Origin of the sequence: Cyanobacterium sp. T60_A2020_053 (assembly GCA_015272165.1) — a bacterium.
Lineage (GTDB): Bacteria > Cyanobacteriota > Cyanobacteriia > Cyanobacteriales > Cyanobacteriaceae > Cyanobacterium.
The window spans coordinates 60,116-77,321 of sequence record JACYMF010000086.1 but is presented as its reverse complement, the minus strand read 5'-3'; the positions used below and the strand labels follow the sequence as shown (position 1 = coordinate 77,321).

At 37.3% G+C, this 17,206-nt stretch carries 18 protein-coding genes and 1 tRNA gene; 6 read left to right on the top strand and 13 right to left on the bottom strand.

Annotation, left to right across the window (positions count from 1 at the left end; all coding sequences use genetic code 11):
- The first annotated feature begins 96 nt into the window (after window positions 1-96).
- Window positions 97-582: a pentapeptide repeat-containing protein gene (locus tag IGQ45_11975; GenBank protein ID MBF2057903.1), complete on the top strand. Its 486-nt coding sequence runs from the start codon at window positions 97-99 to the stop codon at window positions 580-582.
- Between the two features lie 370 nt (window positions 583-952).
- On the opposite strand, the gene IGQ45_11970 is transcribed toward IGQ45_11975, so the two are convergent.
- The 8 genes from IGQ45_11970 to IGQ45_11935 all read right to left on the bottom strand — a co-directional run bounded on the left by IGQ45_11970 (window position 953) and on the right by IGQ45_11935 (window position 10,805).
- Window positions 953-1,552 carry a histidine phosphatase family protein gene (locus IGQ45_11970; protein MBF2057902.1) on the bottom strand — a complete coding sequence of 200 codons (600 nt, stop codon included), beginning with the start codon at window positions 1,550-1,552 and terminating at the stop codon, window positions 953-955.
- A gap of 215 nt (window positions 1,553-1,767) precedes the next feature.
- Window positions 1,768-2,790 (bottom strand): response regulator, encoded by a 1,023-nt coding sequence (locus IGQ45_11965; protein MBF2057901.1) that lies wholly within the window; start codon window positions 2,788-2,790, stop codon window positions 1,768-1,770.
- A 242-nt stretch (window positions 2,791-3,032) separates the two neighbouring features.
- Window positions 3,033-4,034, bottom strand: coding sequence for a LysR family transcriptional regulator (locus tag IGQ45_11960; protein MBF2057900.1), 1,002 nt, complete (start codon window positions 4,032-4,034; stop codon window positions 3,033-3,035).
- Window positions 4,035-4,588: 554 nt separating this feature from the next.
- Complete coding sequence (gene trmB, locus IGQ45_11955) at window positions 4,589-5,224, bottom strand: tRNA (guanosine(46)-N7)-methyltransferase TrmB (protein MBF2057899.1); 636 nt, start codon at window positions 5,222-5,224, stop codon at window positions 4,589-4,591.
- 205 nt (window positions 5,225-5,429) lie between these two features.
- Window positions 5,430-6,215, bottom strand: a complete 786-nt coding sequence (locus IGQ45_11950; protein ID MBF2057898.1) for a DUF3365 domain-containing protein — start codon at window positions 6,213-6,215, stop codon at window positions 5,430-5,432.
- Between the two features lie 127 nt (window positions 6,216-6,342).
- On the bottom strand, window positions 6,343-7,527 hold the full coding sequence (locus IGQ45_11945; GenBank protein ID MBF2057897.1) for an NAD(P)H-quinone oxidoreductase subunit H: 1,185 nt from the start codon (window positions 7,525-7,527) through the stop codon (window positions 6,343-6,345).
- A 547-nt stretch (window positions 7,528-8,074) separates the two neighbouring features.
- Window positions 8,075-9,235, bottom strand: coding sequence for a glycosyltransferase family 61 protein (locus IGQ45_11940; protein MBF2057896.1), 1,161 nt, complete (start codon window positions 9,233-9,235; stop codon window positions 8,075-8,077).
- Window positions 9,236-9,335: 100 nt separating this feature from the next.
- Window positions 9,336-10,805: a TldD/PmbA family protein gene (locus IGQ45_11935; protein MBF2057895.1), complete on the bottom strand. Its 1,470-nt coding sequence runs from the start codon at window positions 10,803-10,805 to the stop codon at window positions 9,336-9,338.
- A gap of 55 nt (window positions 10,806-10,860) precedes the next feature.
- Here IGQ45_11935 and IGQ45_11930 point away from each other — a divergent pair, with 55 nt between their 5' ends.
- Window positions 10,861-11,625 (top strand): TIGR04283 family arsenosugar biosynthesis glycosyltransferase, encoded by a 765-nt coding sequence (locus IGQ45_11930; protein MBF2057894.1) that lies wholly within the window; start codon window positions 10,861-10,863, stop codon window positions 11,623-11,625.
- Between the two features lie 66 nt (window positions 11,626-11,691).
- On the opposite strand, the gene IGQ45_11925 is transcribed toward IGQ45_11930, so the two are convergent.
- Window positions 11,692-12,069 carry a phosphomannose isomerase type II C-terminal cupin domain gene (locus IGQ45_11925; protein MBF2057893.1) on the bottom strand — a complete coding sequence of 126 codons (378 nt, stop codon included), beginning with the start codon at window positions 12,067-12,069 and terminating at the stop codon, window positions 11,692-11,694.
- A gap of 27 nt (window positions 12,070-12,096) precedes the next feature.
- Window positions 12,097-12,498, bottom strand: coding sequence for a DUF4359 domain-containing protein (locus IGQ45_11920; GenBank protein ID MBF2057892.1), 402 nt, complete (start codon window positions 12,496-12,498; stop codon window positions 12,097-12,099).
- A 64-nt stretch (window positions 12,499-12,562) separates the two neighbouring features.
- On the opposite strand from IGQ45_11920, the gene IGQ45_11915 reads away from it, so the two are divergent.
- From IGQ45_11915 to IGQ45_11900, 4 genes are all read left to right on the top strand, one after another.
- A tRNA-His gene (locus IGQ45_11915) sits at window positions 12,563-12,635 on the top strand.
- A gap of 69 nt (window positions 12,636-12,704) precedes the next feature.
- Window positions 12,705-13,181, top strand: coding sequence for a pantetheine-phosphate adenylyltransferase (coaD, locus tag IGQ45_11910; protein MBF2057891.1), 477 nt, complete (start codon window positions 12,705-12,707; stop codon window positions 13,179-13,181).
- A 257-nt stretch (window positions 13,182-13,438) separates the two neighbouring features.
- Complete coding sequence (locus IGQ45_11905; protein MBF2057890.1) at window positions 13,439-14,311, top strand: Tab2/Atab2 family RNA-binding protein; 873 nt, start codon at window positions 13,439-13,441, stop codon at window positions 14,309-14,311.
- 265 nt (window positions 14,312-14,576) lie between these two features.
- On the top strand, window positions 14,577-14,948 hold the full coding sequence (locus tag IGQ45_11900) for a cyclic nucleotide-binding domain-containing protein (GenBank protein ID MBF2057889.1): 372 nt from the start codon (window positions 14,577-14,579) through the stop codon (window positions 14,946-14,948).
- Between the two features lie 123 nt (window positions 14,949-15,071).
- Here the strand turns inward: IGQ45_11900 and IGQ45_11895 are convergent, their stop codons facing one another.
- The 3 genes from IGQ45_11895 to IGQ45_11885 form a co-directional block, all read right to left on the bottom strand.
- Entirely contained in the window at window positions 15,072-15,641 is a 570-nt protein-coding gene (locus tag IGQ45_11895) for a 5-formyltetrahydrofolate cyclo-ligase (protein MBF2057888.1), read from the bottom strand.
- Window positions 15,642-15,656: 15 nt separating this feature from the next.
- A complete protein-coding gene (locus IGQ45_11890) occupies window positions 15,657-16,235 on the bottom strand; it encodes a hypothetical protein (protein MBF2057887.1) in 579 nt (192 codons plus the stop codon).
- A 226-nt stretch (window positions 16,236-16,461) separates the two neighbouring features.
- The gene (locus IGQ45_11885; protein MBF2057886.1) at window positions 16,462-17,175 is read right to left on the bottom strand and encodes a metal ABC transporter ATP-binding protein; all 714 of its coding nucleotides are present in this window, start codon (window positions 17,173-17,175) and stop codon (window positions 16,462-16,464) included.
- Between the last annotated feature and the right edge of the window lie 31 nt (window positions 17,176-17,206).

Sequence of the window (17,206 nt, the reverse complement as noted above, 5' to 3'; positions counted from 1 at the left end):
TAAGGGGTTTTAACCCCTTGTTAGAAGTAGATAATGAAATTTTTAAGTGTTGATAAATATGCTACAAATGATCTATGTCTTATCTCGTCCTATTTTATGTTGAAAAAAGTCATTATTTCGTTTATTTTAGCAATTTTAATGATCATTGCCACTGCCACCCCTGCTATGGCTCAAACTCCTGTTAATATAACCTATGGGGAGTTGGATGGTCAGGATTTTTCCGATCGTGATTTAGTAGGCTCAGTTTTTGCTGCTTCTAGCATGAGGGATGTTTCTTTTCGTCATTCTGATTTAACTAATGCCATTATGACGGAGGGGGTTTTATTTCATGCAGATTTACATGGGGTTAATTTGACGGGCGCTTTAATTGATCGAGTGACTTTTGATTTTTCTGATCTCACTGATGCTATTTTTGTAGATGCTATTGCTATTCGTTCCCGTTTTTATGATACTGATATTACCGGGGCTGATTTTACGGGCGCTGTAATTGATCGTTATCAGGTGGCTTTGATGTGCGAAAGGGCATCTGGTATCAATACGGTGACGGGCGCTGATACTAGGGATAGTTTAGGATGTGATTAGACAATGGATAATTGATAATGAAAGACTATTAATTAGGTGGTGCTGAAAAAGTGGAGTCGTGAGGGGAGGTATTAGGCTTCAGGTGTCAGGTTTCAGGTGAAATACTTATAAATTAAAGACTTTAGCCAAATATTTATTTTTTAGAAATTACTCATTTGTATCAATAATTTTTGATTGGGATGGAAAAAATAGAGTATTTTTAGAGAAAAAAGTCAATTTATGACACTTTTTGTTATGTAGAATAGACTTTAAACCTTTATTTGACAAGAGTTTTGATTTATTCAGCAGACTCTAATTATCTCATCTGCTTCCTCTTCTTCCTTTGCTTCCCCTTCGCATATCGAGGCGAGACACTTTCAGCAAAGCCTAATTAAACCAGCGCCCACCGCCTTTCTTGTTGTTGTAGGTGAAGATAACTACCCACAGGAATCGTAAATTTTTGAGGAGTAGGTAATAAAGCGTTAGCTATTCCTGCCACTGTGTGACTATGGGCAACTAATAATAAATTAGTCTCATACCGTTGGGTGAGAAATAGGGCGAGGTGCGCTAGGCGTGTGTGGAGGGCGCTTTCATTTTCGGGATATTGTGGCACAATTTGGCTAGCGTAACCCCAATCGATGAGGGGATATTTTTTTTCTAACTCCTCTCGGCTATGAATTTCTGGGGCTTCAGTCATCCAATCCGGGTTATGCCATTCCCCTAAACCAGCTTCTAGTTTTATTTTGAGGTGTAACTTGTCAGCGATGGGGTGCGCCGTTTGAATGGTGCGCAAAAAGGGCGAAGCAAAAATATGTTTAATATCGGCGTTTTGCCACTTATTAGCAAGGCTTTGCACCTGTATCATACCATCCTCAGACAAGGGTGGATCGTAACGTTTAGGGGCGCTTTTAAACCACTCTGGGTGAACAAAATCATGGCGATTACCATGTCTTAATAGCCAAATATTTTGAGTCATATTTAAGGGTTGCATTAATTATATTAAGTCCGTTTGATCAGCCGAAGGCTGCCGCTGCGCGATCACTTATAAATCAATTCAACATAATCTTAGTTCAATTTATTGAACGGGATACTATTGGTTCCGTGTAATTCATTACACGGTGGGGAAATTGCGAAGATACCATCTATTTATAACGGATTATCCGAACTTGATATTACAAGGGTTTTGATTTATTCACCAGATTTTATTTAATCACTTAACTGTGTTTCAAAGCCCAAAAAATTGATAAATTGATTCACTAAATCAGGATTACGCCATCCTTTTCTTACTTCGTCTAACAAAATATCCAGCGCCCTCCCCGCAGAATAAGCAGGTTTGTAGGATTTTGGAGTAATTAAAGCATAATAAATATCGACAATTTGGAAAACTTGCGTTAAAAAAGGAATAGTATCACCTCGCAAATGATCAGGATAACCACTACCATCCCACTTTTCATGATGATGGCGAATAATTTGCATGATGGAAGGGCGCTGATATAACGGCTGACAAATTTTCTCGCCGATTAAAACGTGTTGATTTATTAACTCCTTTTCTCCAGCAGTCAAAGGCTCACTTTTTAACAAAATATGATCAGGAATCTGCACCATACCAATATCATGGAGATAACTAGCAAAAATCAAATCTTCAATTTGACAACTGCCTAATTGTAAAAATTGCGCAAAGTTAGTCATTATTTCGGTTAAACTAACCTTCTTCTCTTCCTCTTGCTGATTACGTTTATCCACCGCTTGGGCAACATTAAATAACATTCTCTGAGTTTGCCAGAGACGCTCATTTAACCTTTTTTGTTGAGTTAGCGCCAGTAACCGATTCCCTAAAACACTTTCATCTAAAGGCTTCAACAGAATATCCACTACTCCGGCGGAGTGCGCCTTTCGCCACAGCATCGGTTCTTCCGTTACTGTCATCAATATAATGGGAATATTATTAACATGACTATCTTTTTTGATCTCCTGCACTAACGTTAAACCATCTCTTTCCGGCATAAATATATCCATCAAAATCACATCTGGATCATGTTCTAACGCTAAACTTAATACATTTAAACTATTATCACATTCTACCACTTCACAACCCTGATAGATTAATAAATCCACAGCGTGTAACAGGCTATAGGGTTGATCATCAACTACCATCACTTTAGGAGGAATACTATCCCCCCATTGAAACATGGCATTTTTAACCAAATCTCCCATATTCTGATCATACATAGTCATTATGTTTACCTAATATTTTTACGGATACAATTAGCAACAACTAAAAAATTTTAAGAAAATATTATCCTTAATAATCAAAAATTACTACTGAATAAGAATTACTGAAAAATTAGTAAAAGTAGGCAAAAGGTTTCAGACTTGAACTATCGATAATAGTTCATTATTCATTTATACCTACTAACTATCATTATCCAAAATATGGGGATCATTGCCATCCGTTAGACTACGGAAAAACCTTAACTTTCAGAAATTTCTACCTGCGTATCTAAAAAAGTATTATTTTCTTGAGATAAACGGTCTAAAGATTGACTATAATTCTCAGTAGAAAACTGTGGTAAAATTTCCTTAATGAAAGCCTCTGCGGCCTTCGAGCGATAACGGTTAGAATTGACAATAACCGATAGAGTGCGCCTGATTTCTACACCATCAATGGTGGCACGATGCAAAACTCCCATTTTTAACTCTTTTTCAATGGCAGTCACCGAGACGAAAGAAGCCCCTAAACCAGATAAAACAGCATTTTTGATGGCTTCAATGGAATTTAATTCCATTTCTACTTTTAAATCATTCGTTCTAATATTACCCCTCGTTAACACTTGATCGATCACCTTACGGATGGTAGATTGAGAGTCAAGGGTAATATAATTCAAGTGGTACAAATCTTCCTTAGCAATGGTTTCCTGTTGTGCCAAAGGATGATTGGGGGGAATAATTAATGCCAATTCATCCTCAGCATAAGGAATTATCTCCAAAACTTCTTTTAACTCAGATGGCACTTCACCGCCAATAATTGCCAAGTCAACTTGTCCATTGGCTACTGCCCAAGATGTCCTTCTGGTAGAATGTACTTGTAATTGTACCGATACATAGGGATATTTTTGGTGAAATAAACCAATCATTCTGGGTAGTAAATATGTTCCCGTAGTTTGAGATGCGCCGACAATAAGAGTCCCACCCTGAAGGTTTTGCAAGTCTTCAATAGCCCGACAGGTTTCTTGACAGAGGGTAATAATTTTTTCACCATAGGCAAGTAAAAGGTTTCCTGCTTCTGTTAGTTGTGCTTTCCTTCCCCCTCGATCAAATAAAGGCACGGTTAATTGTTTTTCAAGGTTTTGAATTTGTAAACTAATGGCAGGTTGAGACACATATAAACTATCGGCGGCACGCTTGAAGCTACCTTCCTCAGCGATTGCTTTTAAAATCCGTAATTGATCGAGGGAAAAAGGAATTTCAGCCATAATTAATTTTGCAATGATTTTGAGTAAAAAGTGTCATGGTTAACCATGAAATCGTTATCTAAACTAGATTTTAAGGGCATTGGGATCAATTTTCAGCCGTTTTATTGATTAAATCTAGGCTAAAAATAAGAATTTATTATCAATGTACCCACTTAGTATAAACTTTCGGTTAACCTTTGCGATGTAAATAATTATTTTTTCTTTATACTTTTAAACGCAAGGGGGAAAGGGAAGCAGAGGAGGCGGAGGAAGCAGAGGAAGCAGAGAAAGCGGGAAATTGTAATTCATAATGCATCAAGGGTTGATTAGGGTCTGCTGAATAAATCAAAACCCTTGTTAAATAAAGGCTTCAAGTCTATTCTACATAACAAAAAGTGTCATAAATTGACTTTTTTCTTTAAAAATACTCTATTTTTTCCATCCGAATCAAAAATTATTGATACAAATGAGTAATTTCTAAAAAATAAATATTTGGCTAAAGTCTTTAATTTATAAGTATTTCACCTGAAACCTGACACCTGAAGCCTAATACCTCCCCTCACCGAAATACTTTTTCAGCGCACTCTAATTAAAGTGCGATAAACGGGTTGATGTTTATTTTCGGTGGCGATTTCTCTCTCGGTTTTAACAGCAAAAGGACTTTGTTTTAACCAAATATCAGGATGTTGGGGAGAAAAGCGAGGATGTGATAAAAAACGTTGTGCCATTTCTTCTGCTACTTCTTTGATGTCTGATTGCAAGAAAATTTGACATTCATTAGGTAAATATTGAGCAAAAATATCGATAATTTCTGGTTGAATTACTCTTCTTTTTTGATGTTTTTTCTTAAACCAAGGATCGGGAAATTGTACCATAATCATTTTTATTTTTTCACAGGGTAATGACTGTAATAAGTCTTTTAAGTCATGGTTAAGATTGGCAAATAAATAATGTAAATTAGTTAAATTATTGTCATCGCGCCATTGATTTGCTTCTGTCACCAGCGCGCGCCGAATTTCAATACCGAGAAAATTTATTTGCGTTTCAATTTGTGCCATTTGAGCAATAAAATGCCCTCTAGCGCAACCAATATCAATATATAAAGGTAAAGATAAATCTTGGTAAATATCTGCCCAATCTGGTAACGGTGAAGGGCGCTGGTATTGAATACTTAATGGGTTAACGTGTTGACGCAGTCTTATTCTAGCCAATGATAATATTCTCCTATTCTTTGATCATATATTATCAATTATTAATTAACCGTGCGCCCTTCGCCACTAAATTTACCGAAAAGATTAGGATAAGGCATTTTGGCTAATCCTCTCAGTAAAGCCATGACAATTTCTATGGCAACACTACTTGCAATAGAATCAAGATTATCTGTTAGAGAATCAATCCACAGATAATTTAGGGGAGTTAGAATATTTGTTGGTACATGGGACTAATTACGTTTTTTCTTAACCAATAGTTAACGGTGAATAATACCAAGCCGAAAATACCAACTACAATTAACATGATCCAAAAAAATGATTGACGGGCGCCCTCAATCACTGTACTAGCTGGAGCTGAGAGTACCTGCGCCCCCACAATTTTGTCTAAATACCAGCCAAATCCTCCCTCTTGTCCATATTTACGGATCATGCTGAGGGGGGCAATACTGGGGTCAGAGTGGCATTCTAAACAACTACTACTATTGACTCTGAGGGGACGGGCGCTGTAGAATACTGTCTCACCGTTTGATGTTTGGCGAAATCCCTGTAAAAATTTTAAGTTATTTGATTGTTTAAACTGTTCAATAATTTGAGTCTCAAAATCATCGGCTTGATCTCTAGGATTAGTTGGATTTAAGGTCGCTTCTTTATAGTAAAATTGTCCAAACTCAGGACTGGCACGAAATTGATTAAAAACTTCCGTGGCAGAATAAGCTGGTACTGTTTGGGGTAAAAAAATTTGATCCAAACGGTCATCTAACTGGGGTTGTATTTGTAAACTGGTATAATTCCTGACTGAGTTCATGGTATTCATCAAGATTTTAGCTTGAAAAGTAATCTCTCTTTGACTGGTATAATTAAGATAGTTCGATAACACCAAGCCACAGAGGATACTTCCCATAACGAAAATAGAAAGCAGAATAAAAGTTAATTTTTGTCCTAGTTTTAAATTTTCGTGATATTTGCTAAAAAGATTTTTTTTTAGTCTCATTAATCTTTGATCAATTTTTACTTAATATCTTTATCTTAGTCAAATTATCTCTTTGCTCTAAAAAAATAAAAAAACAGCGCCCTCCACCGTAGCAAAGGACGCATCAAAGAGATAAAATTAAAAATAATTAACGATCCACAGACCCCATAATGACATCAATACTACCGAGAATTGCCATTACGTCAGCAACTTTAACTCCTTTAAGAAGATGAGGTAGAATCTGTAAATTATTAAAATCAGGGGCGCGGATTTTCCAACGCCAAGGAAAAACATCATCATTACCGACAATAAAAATTCCCAACTCCCCTTTACCGCTTTCGAGACGCACATAATGCTCTCCAGAGGGAATTTTAAAGGTGGGCGCTACTTTTTTAGCGATATATTGATATTGAAAATCATTCCATTCTGATTTTTTACCCTCAGCCATGCGCTTGGCTTCGAGATTTTCGTAAGGTCCACCGGGTAAGCCTTTAAGAGCCTGACGAATAATTTTCACCGACTCACGCATTTCTCTAACCCGAATGACATAACGGGCGAAACAATCTCCAGCGGTTTCCCATTGCACATCCCAATCGAAATCATCATAACATTCATAATGATCCACCTTACGCAAATCCCATTTTACTCCGCAACTGCGCAACATGGGACCGGATAAGCTCCAGTTGATGGCTTGATCTTTGGTGATTGTGCCGACACCTTCCACCCGTTTGCGGAAAATGGGGTTATTGGTGATGAGTTTTTCGTATTCGTCAACTTTGGGTAAAAAATAATCGCAAAAATCTTCGCATTTATCCACCCAACCGTAGGGTAAATCAACGGCAACGCCACCGATGCGAAAATAATTGTTATTAATTAAACGCATTCCAGACGCAGACTCCCATAAATCATAAATCATTTCCCGTTCACGGAAAATATAAAAGAAGGGAGTTTGAGCGCCCACATCCGCCAAAAATGGGCCAAGCCATAGTAAATGATTAGCGATGCGGTTTAACTCCAACATAATCACCCTAATATATTGGGCGCGTTTTGGTACTTCAATATCCGCTAGTTTTTCGGGCGCATTAACGGTAATGGCTTCGTTAAACATCCCGGCGGCGTAATCCCAGCGACTGACGTAAGGCACATACATGACGTTGGTGCGATTTTCGGCAATCTTTTCCATTCCTCGATGTAAGTAACCAATCACGGGCTCGCAATCCACTACGTCTTCACCGTCTAGGGTTAAAATTAACCTTAATACGCCGTGCATGGAGGGATGGTGAGGGCCCATATTGAGAACCATTGGTTCGGTTCTTGTTTCAATTTGTGGCATAGAACTATCTATATTTTTTCTTATATTTTAGCTTTTTTTCTCCCCTTTTATCTCTTTGGCTACGGGGGAGGGCGCTGATTTAATGCTTAATATATCATATATTCCTGATACGTTTATGCAGAATAAAACGGCATATACCGTAATAAACTGCAATAGCATTTGAGTAAAATACTCAAAAGGAGGTATCCCTCAAAGCCTTAAAAAATATTTTTAAGACACTTATGTTATCTGATTTAACAGACTGCTTCACCCACGGAAGCGTTAATAGTATTACTATCCTATTTTTGTAAGGTACTTCCCCAAAAGGGGCAACCAAAATCTCCCTTTATCGTACATCAAATATTACTTTTCTGAAACCGAAATCGAATACTTTCACAAACTTTTTATTTATTTGTCCTTTTATGTCATTTTATATCCGTTTATATAGAAAATCTAAGATTTAGTAAATCTCTTGTCTCATTCTCCAAAAACATCCACCACTCTTAGATAGCAAAACTTTGATTAATACCCACTGTCCATTACCTTTTTTTATTTATGAAGCTCTAAATTACTTTGTTAAAAAGTATAAAGCCTTTGTTAAGAAAGTAGGATTAATAATAAAATCATGAAAGCATAGTCCCCCGACATAGCTAATCGGTTGAGTAGTTTTACCAATAATATAATGATGCTCCAATCCAGCTACTTGACAAAGAGTGAAAAAATATTCCCTGAGATGCCCATTTGACATTAATTCTAATACCTTTGTACCCGGTTGACAAAATACTAAATTACTCAACGCAGCACCATGAGAAGCTACAATAATTGATGCTTCATGAAATACTTGCGGTTGATTAACTTCTTCTTCAGGTTTAAATATTTCAAAGCCATACTCAGTTAAAATGGATAGCAATTCATCTTCATTAGCAACTTTTCGTCTTCCCGTAGGGCGTGGAATATACAAACGCCGTTGAGGTTGGCAAGGCTTTAAATCAATTTTTTTGGTCATAAAATCTACTAACCAACGAGGATGATGTAAATTCAAACTGGGGTGAGTAGTAGCAATTAAAGTATCAGCTTGAAAGGTAGTATTTTTTTTAGCCCATTGACACTTACTCTCATTAATGCCTAGTTGCCTAAAAATAGACCAAGCGTTAGGGGATATGGGTTGATGTAACAAAATATAATCCACATCATCAAGAGTATATCCAGCTTGATAAAAAAGATGTAGCCTTGGTAAAGAATCTAACAAAAAATGACAATAATTACTGGAAGCATTTGTCATTAAAGATAAACAAGTACCCTTAATTTTTTCCGTGGGATATTTTTCCTTGGGCAAATTAGCATAGCCTAATCGATGTCGCCAATAAGAAACATCTACCAAAAACTGGTCATCCTTTGTGAAAGTATAACCTTGTATATCCATCACTTGACCATTAGGAATTATTACAACTCCGGTGGGAGGAATTTCTGGTTTTAAATTTTTGGTGAAATTGTAGGTATAGCGCCCCCAATTCGTGGTTTTTTGCGGATTCCAGTGACACTTAATTGTGGGATAGACTTGTTGCCAAGCCACATCTGATTGACTATACCCATTATAGTCTAGCCAATTTGTTGCCAACCCTGATGGACCATACAGCTTAGACTGAGAAGGTAAATTTAAAAACTTTTTTAAAGAATTAACCCCTTGATTTTTTGCTTTTCTTAATTTAGCTCGAAAATTGTCACTCATCGTCACTCTCTCTGGAAACAGCGCCCTTCACCACACCCCAAAACCTCTTACTTATTAATTTTTGCTTATTACTTAAAAACCAGCGCCCTCAACCATAAACTTATCTTCCCCCGACGGTGATAGAATCAACTTTAATATGAGGTTGCCCCACAGTAACATAAAGACTACCACTAACCGAACCACAAAAACCAGCCGCCAAAGCTAAATCTTGAGACGACATCGAAATTTTTTGCATAATTTCCTTAGCCTCTCCAATCAAAGTAGCGCCCTTCAACGGCTTAGTAATTTTGCCATTTTCAATCAAATACGCCTCATCTACCCCAAAGTTAAACTCTCCCGTGGGGCCCACACTACCGCCACCCATTTTCTTACAATAAATCCCTTTTTCCACAGAATCAAATAATTGCTCTACGGTGTAATTTCCCGGTGCAATATAAGTATTACGCATCCGAGAAGCAGCCGCATAACTATAACCTTGTCTTCTACCACTACCCGTGCGCGGATGCCCCGTACGGATTGAACCAGCGCGATCGGCAATGAAATTTTTTAAAATGCCATTCTCGATGAGTAACGTGCGCTGGGTGGGCATTCCCTCATCATCCATATCAATACTACCAAAGGCTTCTTCTGAAATACCCTCATCCCATGCCGTTAAATTTTCGTGGGCAATCTTTTCGCCCTTTTTATCCATAAAAGGAGTGCTTTTTCTTTCAATTTGAGTAGTTTCCAATAAATGCCCACAGGCTTCGTGGAAAATTACCCCCCCAAACTGATTAGCCATAATAATGGGATATTGCCCCGATTCCACATAGTCAGCATAAAGCATTTTTCCTGCCGACTCCGCAATTTCTTCCGCCACATTTTCATAATCCCATTGACGCAAAAAGTTAGGATTACTGGTGTTACCGTCTCTTTTACCGATAGATGAGCGATTTTGTCCATCAGCGCACAACAAATTATAACCAACGGATTGAGTTAAGCGAATATCTCTGGCAAAAGTGCCATCACTAGAGGCTACCATCACCTCTTGCCAATCCCGAAAATAAACACCTCGGCGAGATTGAATGTGATTAGCTTTTTGAGCGAGGCTATGATTTGCTGAGAGTAAAATTTCTCCCATTTCAGACATATTACTACAGTGTTGCAACCATTGATCTTTATTTTTGATGGTGGCATAATCTCGAAACATCTCTAAATTGATTTCAGGAATATAAGACGAACCTTGAGGGATATTTAAGCCTAAAATAGAAAGGGCTTTTTCTAGCGCTTGTTTCAAACCATTAAAAGTTAAATCATTAGTGCTGACATAGCAGTCTGCTTTACCTCGAAATACCCTTACCCCAGCGCCCGTCGCCAATCGAGGTGTAATACTGGTGATGGTATCATCTTCTGCCAAACAACTGATATAGTTACTTTTTTCAAGAAAAAACTCCACAAAATCAGCGCCCGAAGCCCTACCAATACCGAGTAAAATAGACAAAGGTTTTTGCCAAGATAGATCAAATCTTTCTGGATGTGGTTGATATGATAAATTTGGTATTTTTTCGGAAATTAACAGAGTTGCTGACATAAAACTATTTATTTTGACTGTTTTCTTTATATTATATAACCATCCTCAATTATTCATGGCAACGGAAAATAAACCATTACACAACAAGACAACGCAAAAGGATAACAATGGGGTTAATATCCCTGTGTCAAATTCTTTCACCCATAAAATTAGTGTAATTATTCCTGTATTAAATGAAGAAAAATTTTTATCACAAAATTTAGATAAATTCAGCAAAAAAGACTCTATAGAATATATTTTTGTTGATGGTGGTAGTAGTGATAATACAGTGAATTTAATTCAATCAAAAGCCTTGACAATTTTACAATGTGATGTTAAAAATCGAGCCTTACAAATGAACTTAGGAGCAGAAAAAGCCCAAGGTGATATTTTATTATTTTTGCATGGTGATAGCATTTTACCAACTAATTTTGACCAAGAAATTATCACAACATTAGACACAAATAAAGTAATAGCAGGAGCTTTTAAATTAAATATTAATAATCAAAATAACTTGCTTAAATTTATTTCTTTTTTAGTGCAGATACGTTCTCAATACTTATCTTTACCCTATGGAGATCAAGGCATATTTTTAAAAAAACAAACCTTTCAAGACATAGGAATGTTTAAAAATATGCCCATTATGGAAGACTTTGACCTAGTTAAAAGATTACAGAAAAAAGGTATTATTAAAATGGCGGAGGGCGCTGTGATTACCTCTGACAGGCGCTGGAAAAAACTAGGAATTTTTAAAACTACATTAATTAATCAATTAATGATTTTAGGGTATTACTTGAAAATAGATATTAACCTTTTAGCCAAAATTTATCGAAAAATTTAAACCTCATGTAAAACTATCAAAAAACCTTTGTGCCTTTGCGCCTTTGCGAGACATAAAAAAAATAGTTTATTCCTCACCATCATCAAAACGAATAATATCATCATCACCTAGATATTGACCATTTTGAATTTCAATCATCACCAAAGGAATCACCCCCGGATTTTCCACCCGATGACGAATATTCATCGGCACATAGGTTGACTGCTTCGGCAACAATAATCTTTCCTCTCCATTAAAGATTACTTTTGCAGTACCAGCAACTACAACCCAATGTTCACTACGGTGGTAGTGCATTTGGGTGCTAATGTGATGCCCCGGCTTAACAGTAATACGATTAATACGATAATAGGTACTTTCCTCAAGGAGAGTCACAGTACCCCAAGGAGGAGTTCTAGTGTATTCTGATTGTTGGGCTTGTTGATCTAGTGTATTGGTTTCTTCCATGTTTGTATCTAGTCATAAAACTAACAATTAATTTTGATCATAAACTTGATCCGCGCTAATGACATAAAAATTATTTAACACCCCAACGGTTCTAAATTTATAGAGATAGAGATTAGTATCATAAAGACTAAGAAGAAAATAATTTTTTCTAGTGGTGGTTTCCCTAATTACTCTGGGAATTTGTCCTTTACCCGTTTCTACCATCATATGACAAACTTGGCTTTTGATAGCTTGTTCGAGATTTCCTTCCGTAGCTTGACAAAGATTTTCTTTAGCATAGACGCTTAATTGCTCTGTGGCAAAGGTTTCATATTTTTTATTATTGGGGTTGGTAAAAGCTAAAACTCCCCCCAAAAGTAATACTAAAGAACTACCTATAACGGCAAATAAGGAAAGGGGTAAAGGTTTGGAATGAGAATGGGGATTCATAAAAAAAATTAGGCTTAACCTAGACGATGGGAGTTATTTTATGTTATACTTTTTTAATAGCAAGGCGAGCGTAGCCAAGTGGTTAAGGCAGTGGATTGTGGTTCCGCCATTCGTGGGTTCGAGTCCCATCGTTCGCCCTTTTTTAGGGTATTATAACATTTCCTTTTTGTGGTAGATTGAGTAGGAATTGATCACCTTAATAGACTATGATTGCTATTTATCCGGGTAGCTTTGACCCCATCACTTTTGGACATCTTGATTTGATCCAAAGAGGTAGTATTTTGTTTGAGCGAGTGATTGTGGCAGTTTTAAAAAATCCTAACAAAAAGCCTTTATTTTCCGTAGAAAAGAGGTTAGAACAAATTAAAAGATGTACGGCGGACATTTCCAATGTAGATGTGGACAGTTTTTCTGGCTTAACAGTGGAGTTTGCGAGGTTACGTCAAGGGGGGGTTTTATTGCGCGGTTTGCGAGTGTTATCGGATTTTGAGCAGGAGTTACAGATGGCGCACATCAATAAAACTTTGGGCGCTGAAATTGAGACGGTTTTTTTAGCGACTAATACTGCTCATAGTTTTGTAAGTAGTAGTGTGGTAAAGGAGATTGCTAAATTTGGTGGCAAAATCGATCATTTAGTGCCTGATGTGATTGTAGAAGATTTGAAACAGGCTTTTTTTCATTAATTGAAATATACAATTAATTTTCAGCCGCCAAAAGATTATAACTTCGCACTTTACCCACCGTGTAATGAATTACACGGCTAGTGGTATCTCGTTCAATAAATTGAACTAAGATTTTGATATTACTAATAATGGGTAGGTGAAGAATTAATTATCAATTATTAATTGTCCATTATCCATTGTCCATTATCAATTTGCCCTCACTGTGGTAGTATGAGCTTGGCAAAAAATAATGAAGTTTTTATAGCATATTCGATGACATGGGAAAAATTTGGGAGTTAGATTTTTATTCTCGTCCGATTTTTGATGAAAATAATAAGAAGCGTTGGGAAATTTTAATCTGCGAAAGTCCGACTACTATTGATTCTGACCCTGATTCCCTGTTTCGTTACTATGAATTTTGCTCTAATAGTGAGGTAAATTCCATTACCTTGGGTAGCGCCCTCACCCGCGCGGTAGAAAAAGCTGGGGAAACTCCCAGTAAGATTCGTTTTTTTCGCCGTCAAATGAATAATATGATCATCAAAGCCTGTGATGATGCTAATATTTCGGTGTTTCCTTCTCGTCATACTTATGCGCTTAATGATTGGTTGAGAGAGAGAGAAATCAACTTTTATCCCCAACAGGAAGGTTATCAAGCGCCCTCCACCGTTACTTCTGTGCAGTATCCTCAAGGTAATCCCATCAGTTTACCTGATGCGGTGCGCGGCGATAAATTAGACCGATGGGCGCTGGTAAGTTTGACGGGCGCTGATTTTCAAGATATGCAGCAATGGAATATCGCTTTCGGGGAGGCGTTTCCTCTCAGTTTGGCAGGAGTGAAGAATGATGCAAAAATACCCGGTTTAATTATTTTTTCCCAGCGCGCCTTGCCTTTATCCGCTTGGATGTCAGGATTAGAGTTAGGTTATTTACGTCTTGAGGAAGGGCAATTTCCCCGTATTTGTCTGGAAACTGGTGTTAGTGATAGTTGGATTTTGGCGAATCTTACGGATAAAGCTACTTTAGCCGAAGGTTTAGGTTTTGAAACGGCGAAGAAGGGCGCTGGGGGAGTGCATTTTTTAGCTATTCAATCTTCCCCCGAATCGGAATCTTTTGAAGGTTTTTGGTTACTAAAGCAAGAACTAAATTAACTGATTTTACGCAAAAATAGGGTTAATTGTTGGTTTTAGGTGTCAGGTGTCGGGTGTCGCGGTGTTAGGTTAAAGAATTGACAAGAAACTTATGTTTATTGATCTTTTTCTTTTTCTTGTACAAGAGTCTATTGAGGGAAAGGTTTTAAACCTGAAACCTGCTACCTGAAACCTCCCTTAAAGTTAAACTTTTCTTAACGTTTAAATGAGCTAATGCTGACATAATAAAGTGTGATTGATGTCCAAATAATCAGGAAAAATGATGATGTTAGAAGCCAGTGACGTAATTGATCTATTTTTTAACCATGTGCCAACCCGTGAAGTAGCGCAAGGAGAAGTCATTTTTAAGGAAGGGGAGAAGGGCGCTTCTATGTATGCTCTAATGGATGGAGAAGTGGAACTTCATCGAGATGGTAAAGTGGTAGAAACTATCACTAAACATGATGTTTTTGGGGAAGGGGCGCTGGTACAAATAGACCATCTTCGCTATTCTACGGCGGTGGCAAAAATGCCTTGTCAAATTGCTGAATTGAATAGGGAGAGATTTTTATTTTTAGTTCAAGAAACTCCTCTTTTTGCCCTCGAAATTATTCGTAGTCTTTCCACTCGTTTACGTCTGTTAAAAGCTAATAATTAGGGTTTGCTGAAAAAGTATTTTGGTGAGGGAATGTAGTGGGTAAATTACGAAGATATAATCTATTTGTAACTAATTATCCGAACTTGACATAACAAGAGTTTTGATTTATTCAGCATACCCTCATTAATCTGTTACGCAAGGTATTTTTATCTCATCCTTATCGGTAATAATATAATGTAAGGGTATATCCCACGAATCATGGGGAAGTTCATCCACATAAGCATCATGGAAAATAATGCCCACAGTGGTAATATTTTGCCACTCAGGGGCGCTTAAAAGGCGGTCATAATATCCACCACCATAACCTAAACGATAGCCCCAAGAATCACAAGCCAAGGCTGGAATGAGGATCAAGTCAACTTCCGTAGAGTTAATTTGTGGGGTATCTTGACGAGGCTCTAAAATACCATATTTGCCTTGATGTAACGGTTGCCCCCAATGATGCCAAGTGAGATTTTTTCCTGCACAGCGAGGAATACCCCAATTTGTCTTAATTTCATCATATAGGGGTGATAAATCCGGTTCTTGTTTGAAACTAAGGTACGTTAAGACAGTTTTTGCTTGTTGTAGTAAAGGAAAATTGCGTAAATTATTTCTAATTTGTTGGCTTTTTTTTTGCCATTGTTCAGGGGTGGAGTGCGCCCTCCGCCCCAAAAATTCCTTCCTCAGTTGTTGTTTTAATGTTGTTGACAATGTACTTAAAAAAAGTTAATTTTTTTTCCCTTTATTTGAAAACACCTTTGCTGTCAAACCAAATAAACCAAAAGCAAGAATGGGCAAAGCTGATCTATTTTCAGGAATTTCTTCAGTAGAATTATTTCTGGCAATCCCTGCATTAAGGGCAACTAAATCAATACCACCTTGATTATTTTGTCCACTAGCTTGAGTGCCAGTGGGATAAGCCGTAGCATTCGTCCAATCAGTAACTAGATTTCCACTACCGTCTGCTACCACATCAAAGCCAAACAGAGCATAACCAAAAATTGTGGTATTAAGAGCAACTAACTCATCAAGAGTAATCAACACAGCACCAAAATTTTGATTGTTAGGCGTTGCCGTTCTAGCAAAATTACCGTTGCTATTATTAAGAACGGTGTAAGGATTATTAGCCGCACCGGCAGGAGTTTGAGAGGAATTTCTTAAATTAGTATTACCCCAAGTTGTACCACTTACTACAACTAATTCACCAAATTCCCAAGTTAAGGGATCATTGATACCCGTACCTAAATTGGTAATGGCGGCAATACCAAAACCATCATGAATATTTGGGCTTCCTGCTATCAGCATTATCCGTAAATGGACCTGTGGTGATGGACACAACGTCAAGTCTCGCCGCCAAAGATTGCTGAGTAGGTAAGAGAACCAAACTTGCACCAATCAAAAAACTAAGGGAAGTTATTTTTTTAAAGTTGCTCATTTTTACGGATTTAGATTTATTAAAACACAACCTAAATCTTAGCATTAGTTTATTTATTGAGGGTAAATTTTTTTGAGGAATTAGCTAAAGAAATTTTTAAAGAAAAATAACATTATCACCGTAGGCTTTTTGCAAGTTTTCAGGGGTAATCACTTCAGCGCGCGAACCATTAGCAATTAATCTTTTATTGATCAGTAAAAATCGGTCATATTTTCGGGAAGTTTCTTTTAATTCATGTCCTACCACTAATAAGGTTTTGCCCTGATGTTTTAAATCATCTAAGACATCAAATATCATGGTTTCGGTTTTTTTATCAATTCCAGCAAAAGGTTCATCAAATAAAAATAATTCCGCTTCTTGAGCTAAGGCTTGAGCTAAAAATACTCTCTGTTGTTGCCCTCCCGATAGTTGCCCGATTTGACGATGTCTTAATTCCCACATTCCTACCCTTTCTAGGGCTATTTTTACTATTTCTTTTGATTGCTTTGATAAAGGGTGAAAGAGACGACGGTGACGGATTCTCGCCATCATCACTACCCCTTCAACGGTAATGGGATAATCCCAGTCAATCAGCGCCCGTTGGGGTACATAAGCCACTTGGTGGAGGTTTTTTGATAGTGCTTGGGACTGAAAAGTAATTTTTCCTTGCGCGAGGGGAATTAACCCCAAAATTGACTTAATCAGAGAACTTTTACCAGCACCATTCGGTCCAATAATGCCGACAATTTCCCCCGCCTTGAGAGAAAAACTAATATCCTCCACCGCCACTAAACCACGATAGTTGACAGCGACTTGCTGAACCTCTAACATATAATAAAAATGATAATCATTATCACATAAA

What these genes read in the sequence shown, in the direction of transcription:
- IGQ45_11905 (MBF2057890.1), top strand. Translation starts at nt 13,439, where the DNA reads ATGGGAAAAATTTGGGAGTTAGATTTTTATTCTCGTCCGATTTTTGAT.
- IGQ45_11970 (MBF2057902.1), bottom strand. Translation starts at nt 1,552, where the DNA reads ATGCAACCCTTAAATATGACTCAAAATATTTGGCTATTAAGACATGGT.
- IGQ45_11885 (MBF2057886.1), bottom strand. Translation starts at nt 17,175, where the DNA reads ATGTTAGAGGTTCAGCAAGTCGCTGTCAACTATCGTGGTTTAGTGGCG.
- IGQ45_11900 (MBF2057889.1), top strand. Translation starts at nt 14,577, where the DNA reads ATGTTAGAAGCCAGTGACGTAATTGATCTATTTTTTAACCATGTGCCA.
- IGQ45_11930 (MBF2057894.1), top strand. Translation starts at nt 10,861, where the DNA reads ATGGCAACGGAAAATAAACCATTACACAACAAGACAACGCAAAAGGAT.
- IGQ45_11945 (MBF2057897.1), bottom strand. Translation starts at nt 7,527, where the DNA reads ATGCCACAAATTGAAACAAGAACCGAACCAATGGTTCTCAATATGGGC.
- IGQ45_11940 (MBF2057896.1), bottom strand. Translation starts at nt 9,235, where the DNA reads ATGAGTGACAATTTTCGAGCTAAATTAAGAAAAGCAAAAAATCAAGGG.
- IGQ45_11950 (MBF2057898.1), bottom strand. Translation starts at nt 6,215, where the DNA reads ATGAGACTAAAAAAAAATCTTTTTAGCAAATATCACGAAAATTTAAAA.
- coaD (MBF2057891.1), top strand. Translation starts at nt 12,705, where the DNA reads ATGATTGCTATTTATCCGGGTAGCTTTGACCCCATCACTTTTGGACAT.
- IGQ45_11975 (MBF2057903.1), top strand. Translation starts at nt 97, where the DNA reads ATGTTGAAAAAAGTCATTATTTCGTTTATTTTAGCAATTTTAATGATC.
- IGQ45_11960 (MBF2057900.1), bottom strand. Translation starts at nt 4,034, where the DNA reads ATGGCTGAAATTCCTTTTTCCCTCGATCAATTACGGATTTTAAAAGCA.
- IGQ45_11965 (MBF2057901.1), bottom strand. Translation starts at nt 2,790, where the DNA reads ATGTATGATCAGAATATGGGAGATTTGGTTAAAAATGCCATGTTTCAA.
- IGQ45_11925 (MBF2057893.1), bottom strand. Translation starts at nt 12,069, where the DNA reads ATGGAAGAAACCAATACACTAGATCAACAAGCCCAACAATCAGAATAC.
- IGQ45_11890 (MBF2057887.1), bottom strand. Translation starts at nt 16,235, where the DNA reads ATGCTGATAGCAGGAAGCCCAAATATTCATGATGGTTTTGGTATTGCC.
- IGQ45_11920 (MBF2057892.1), bottom strand. Translation starts at nt 12,498, where the DNA reads ATGAATCCCCATTCTCATTCCAAACCTTTACCCCTTTCCTTATTTGCC.
- IGQ45_11935 (MBF2057895.1), bottom strand. Translation starts at nt 10,805, where the DNA reads ATGTCAGCAACTCTGTTAATTTCCGAAAAAATACCAAATTTATCATAT.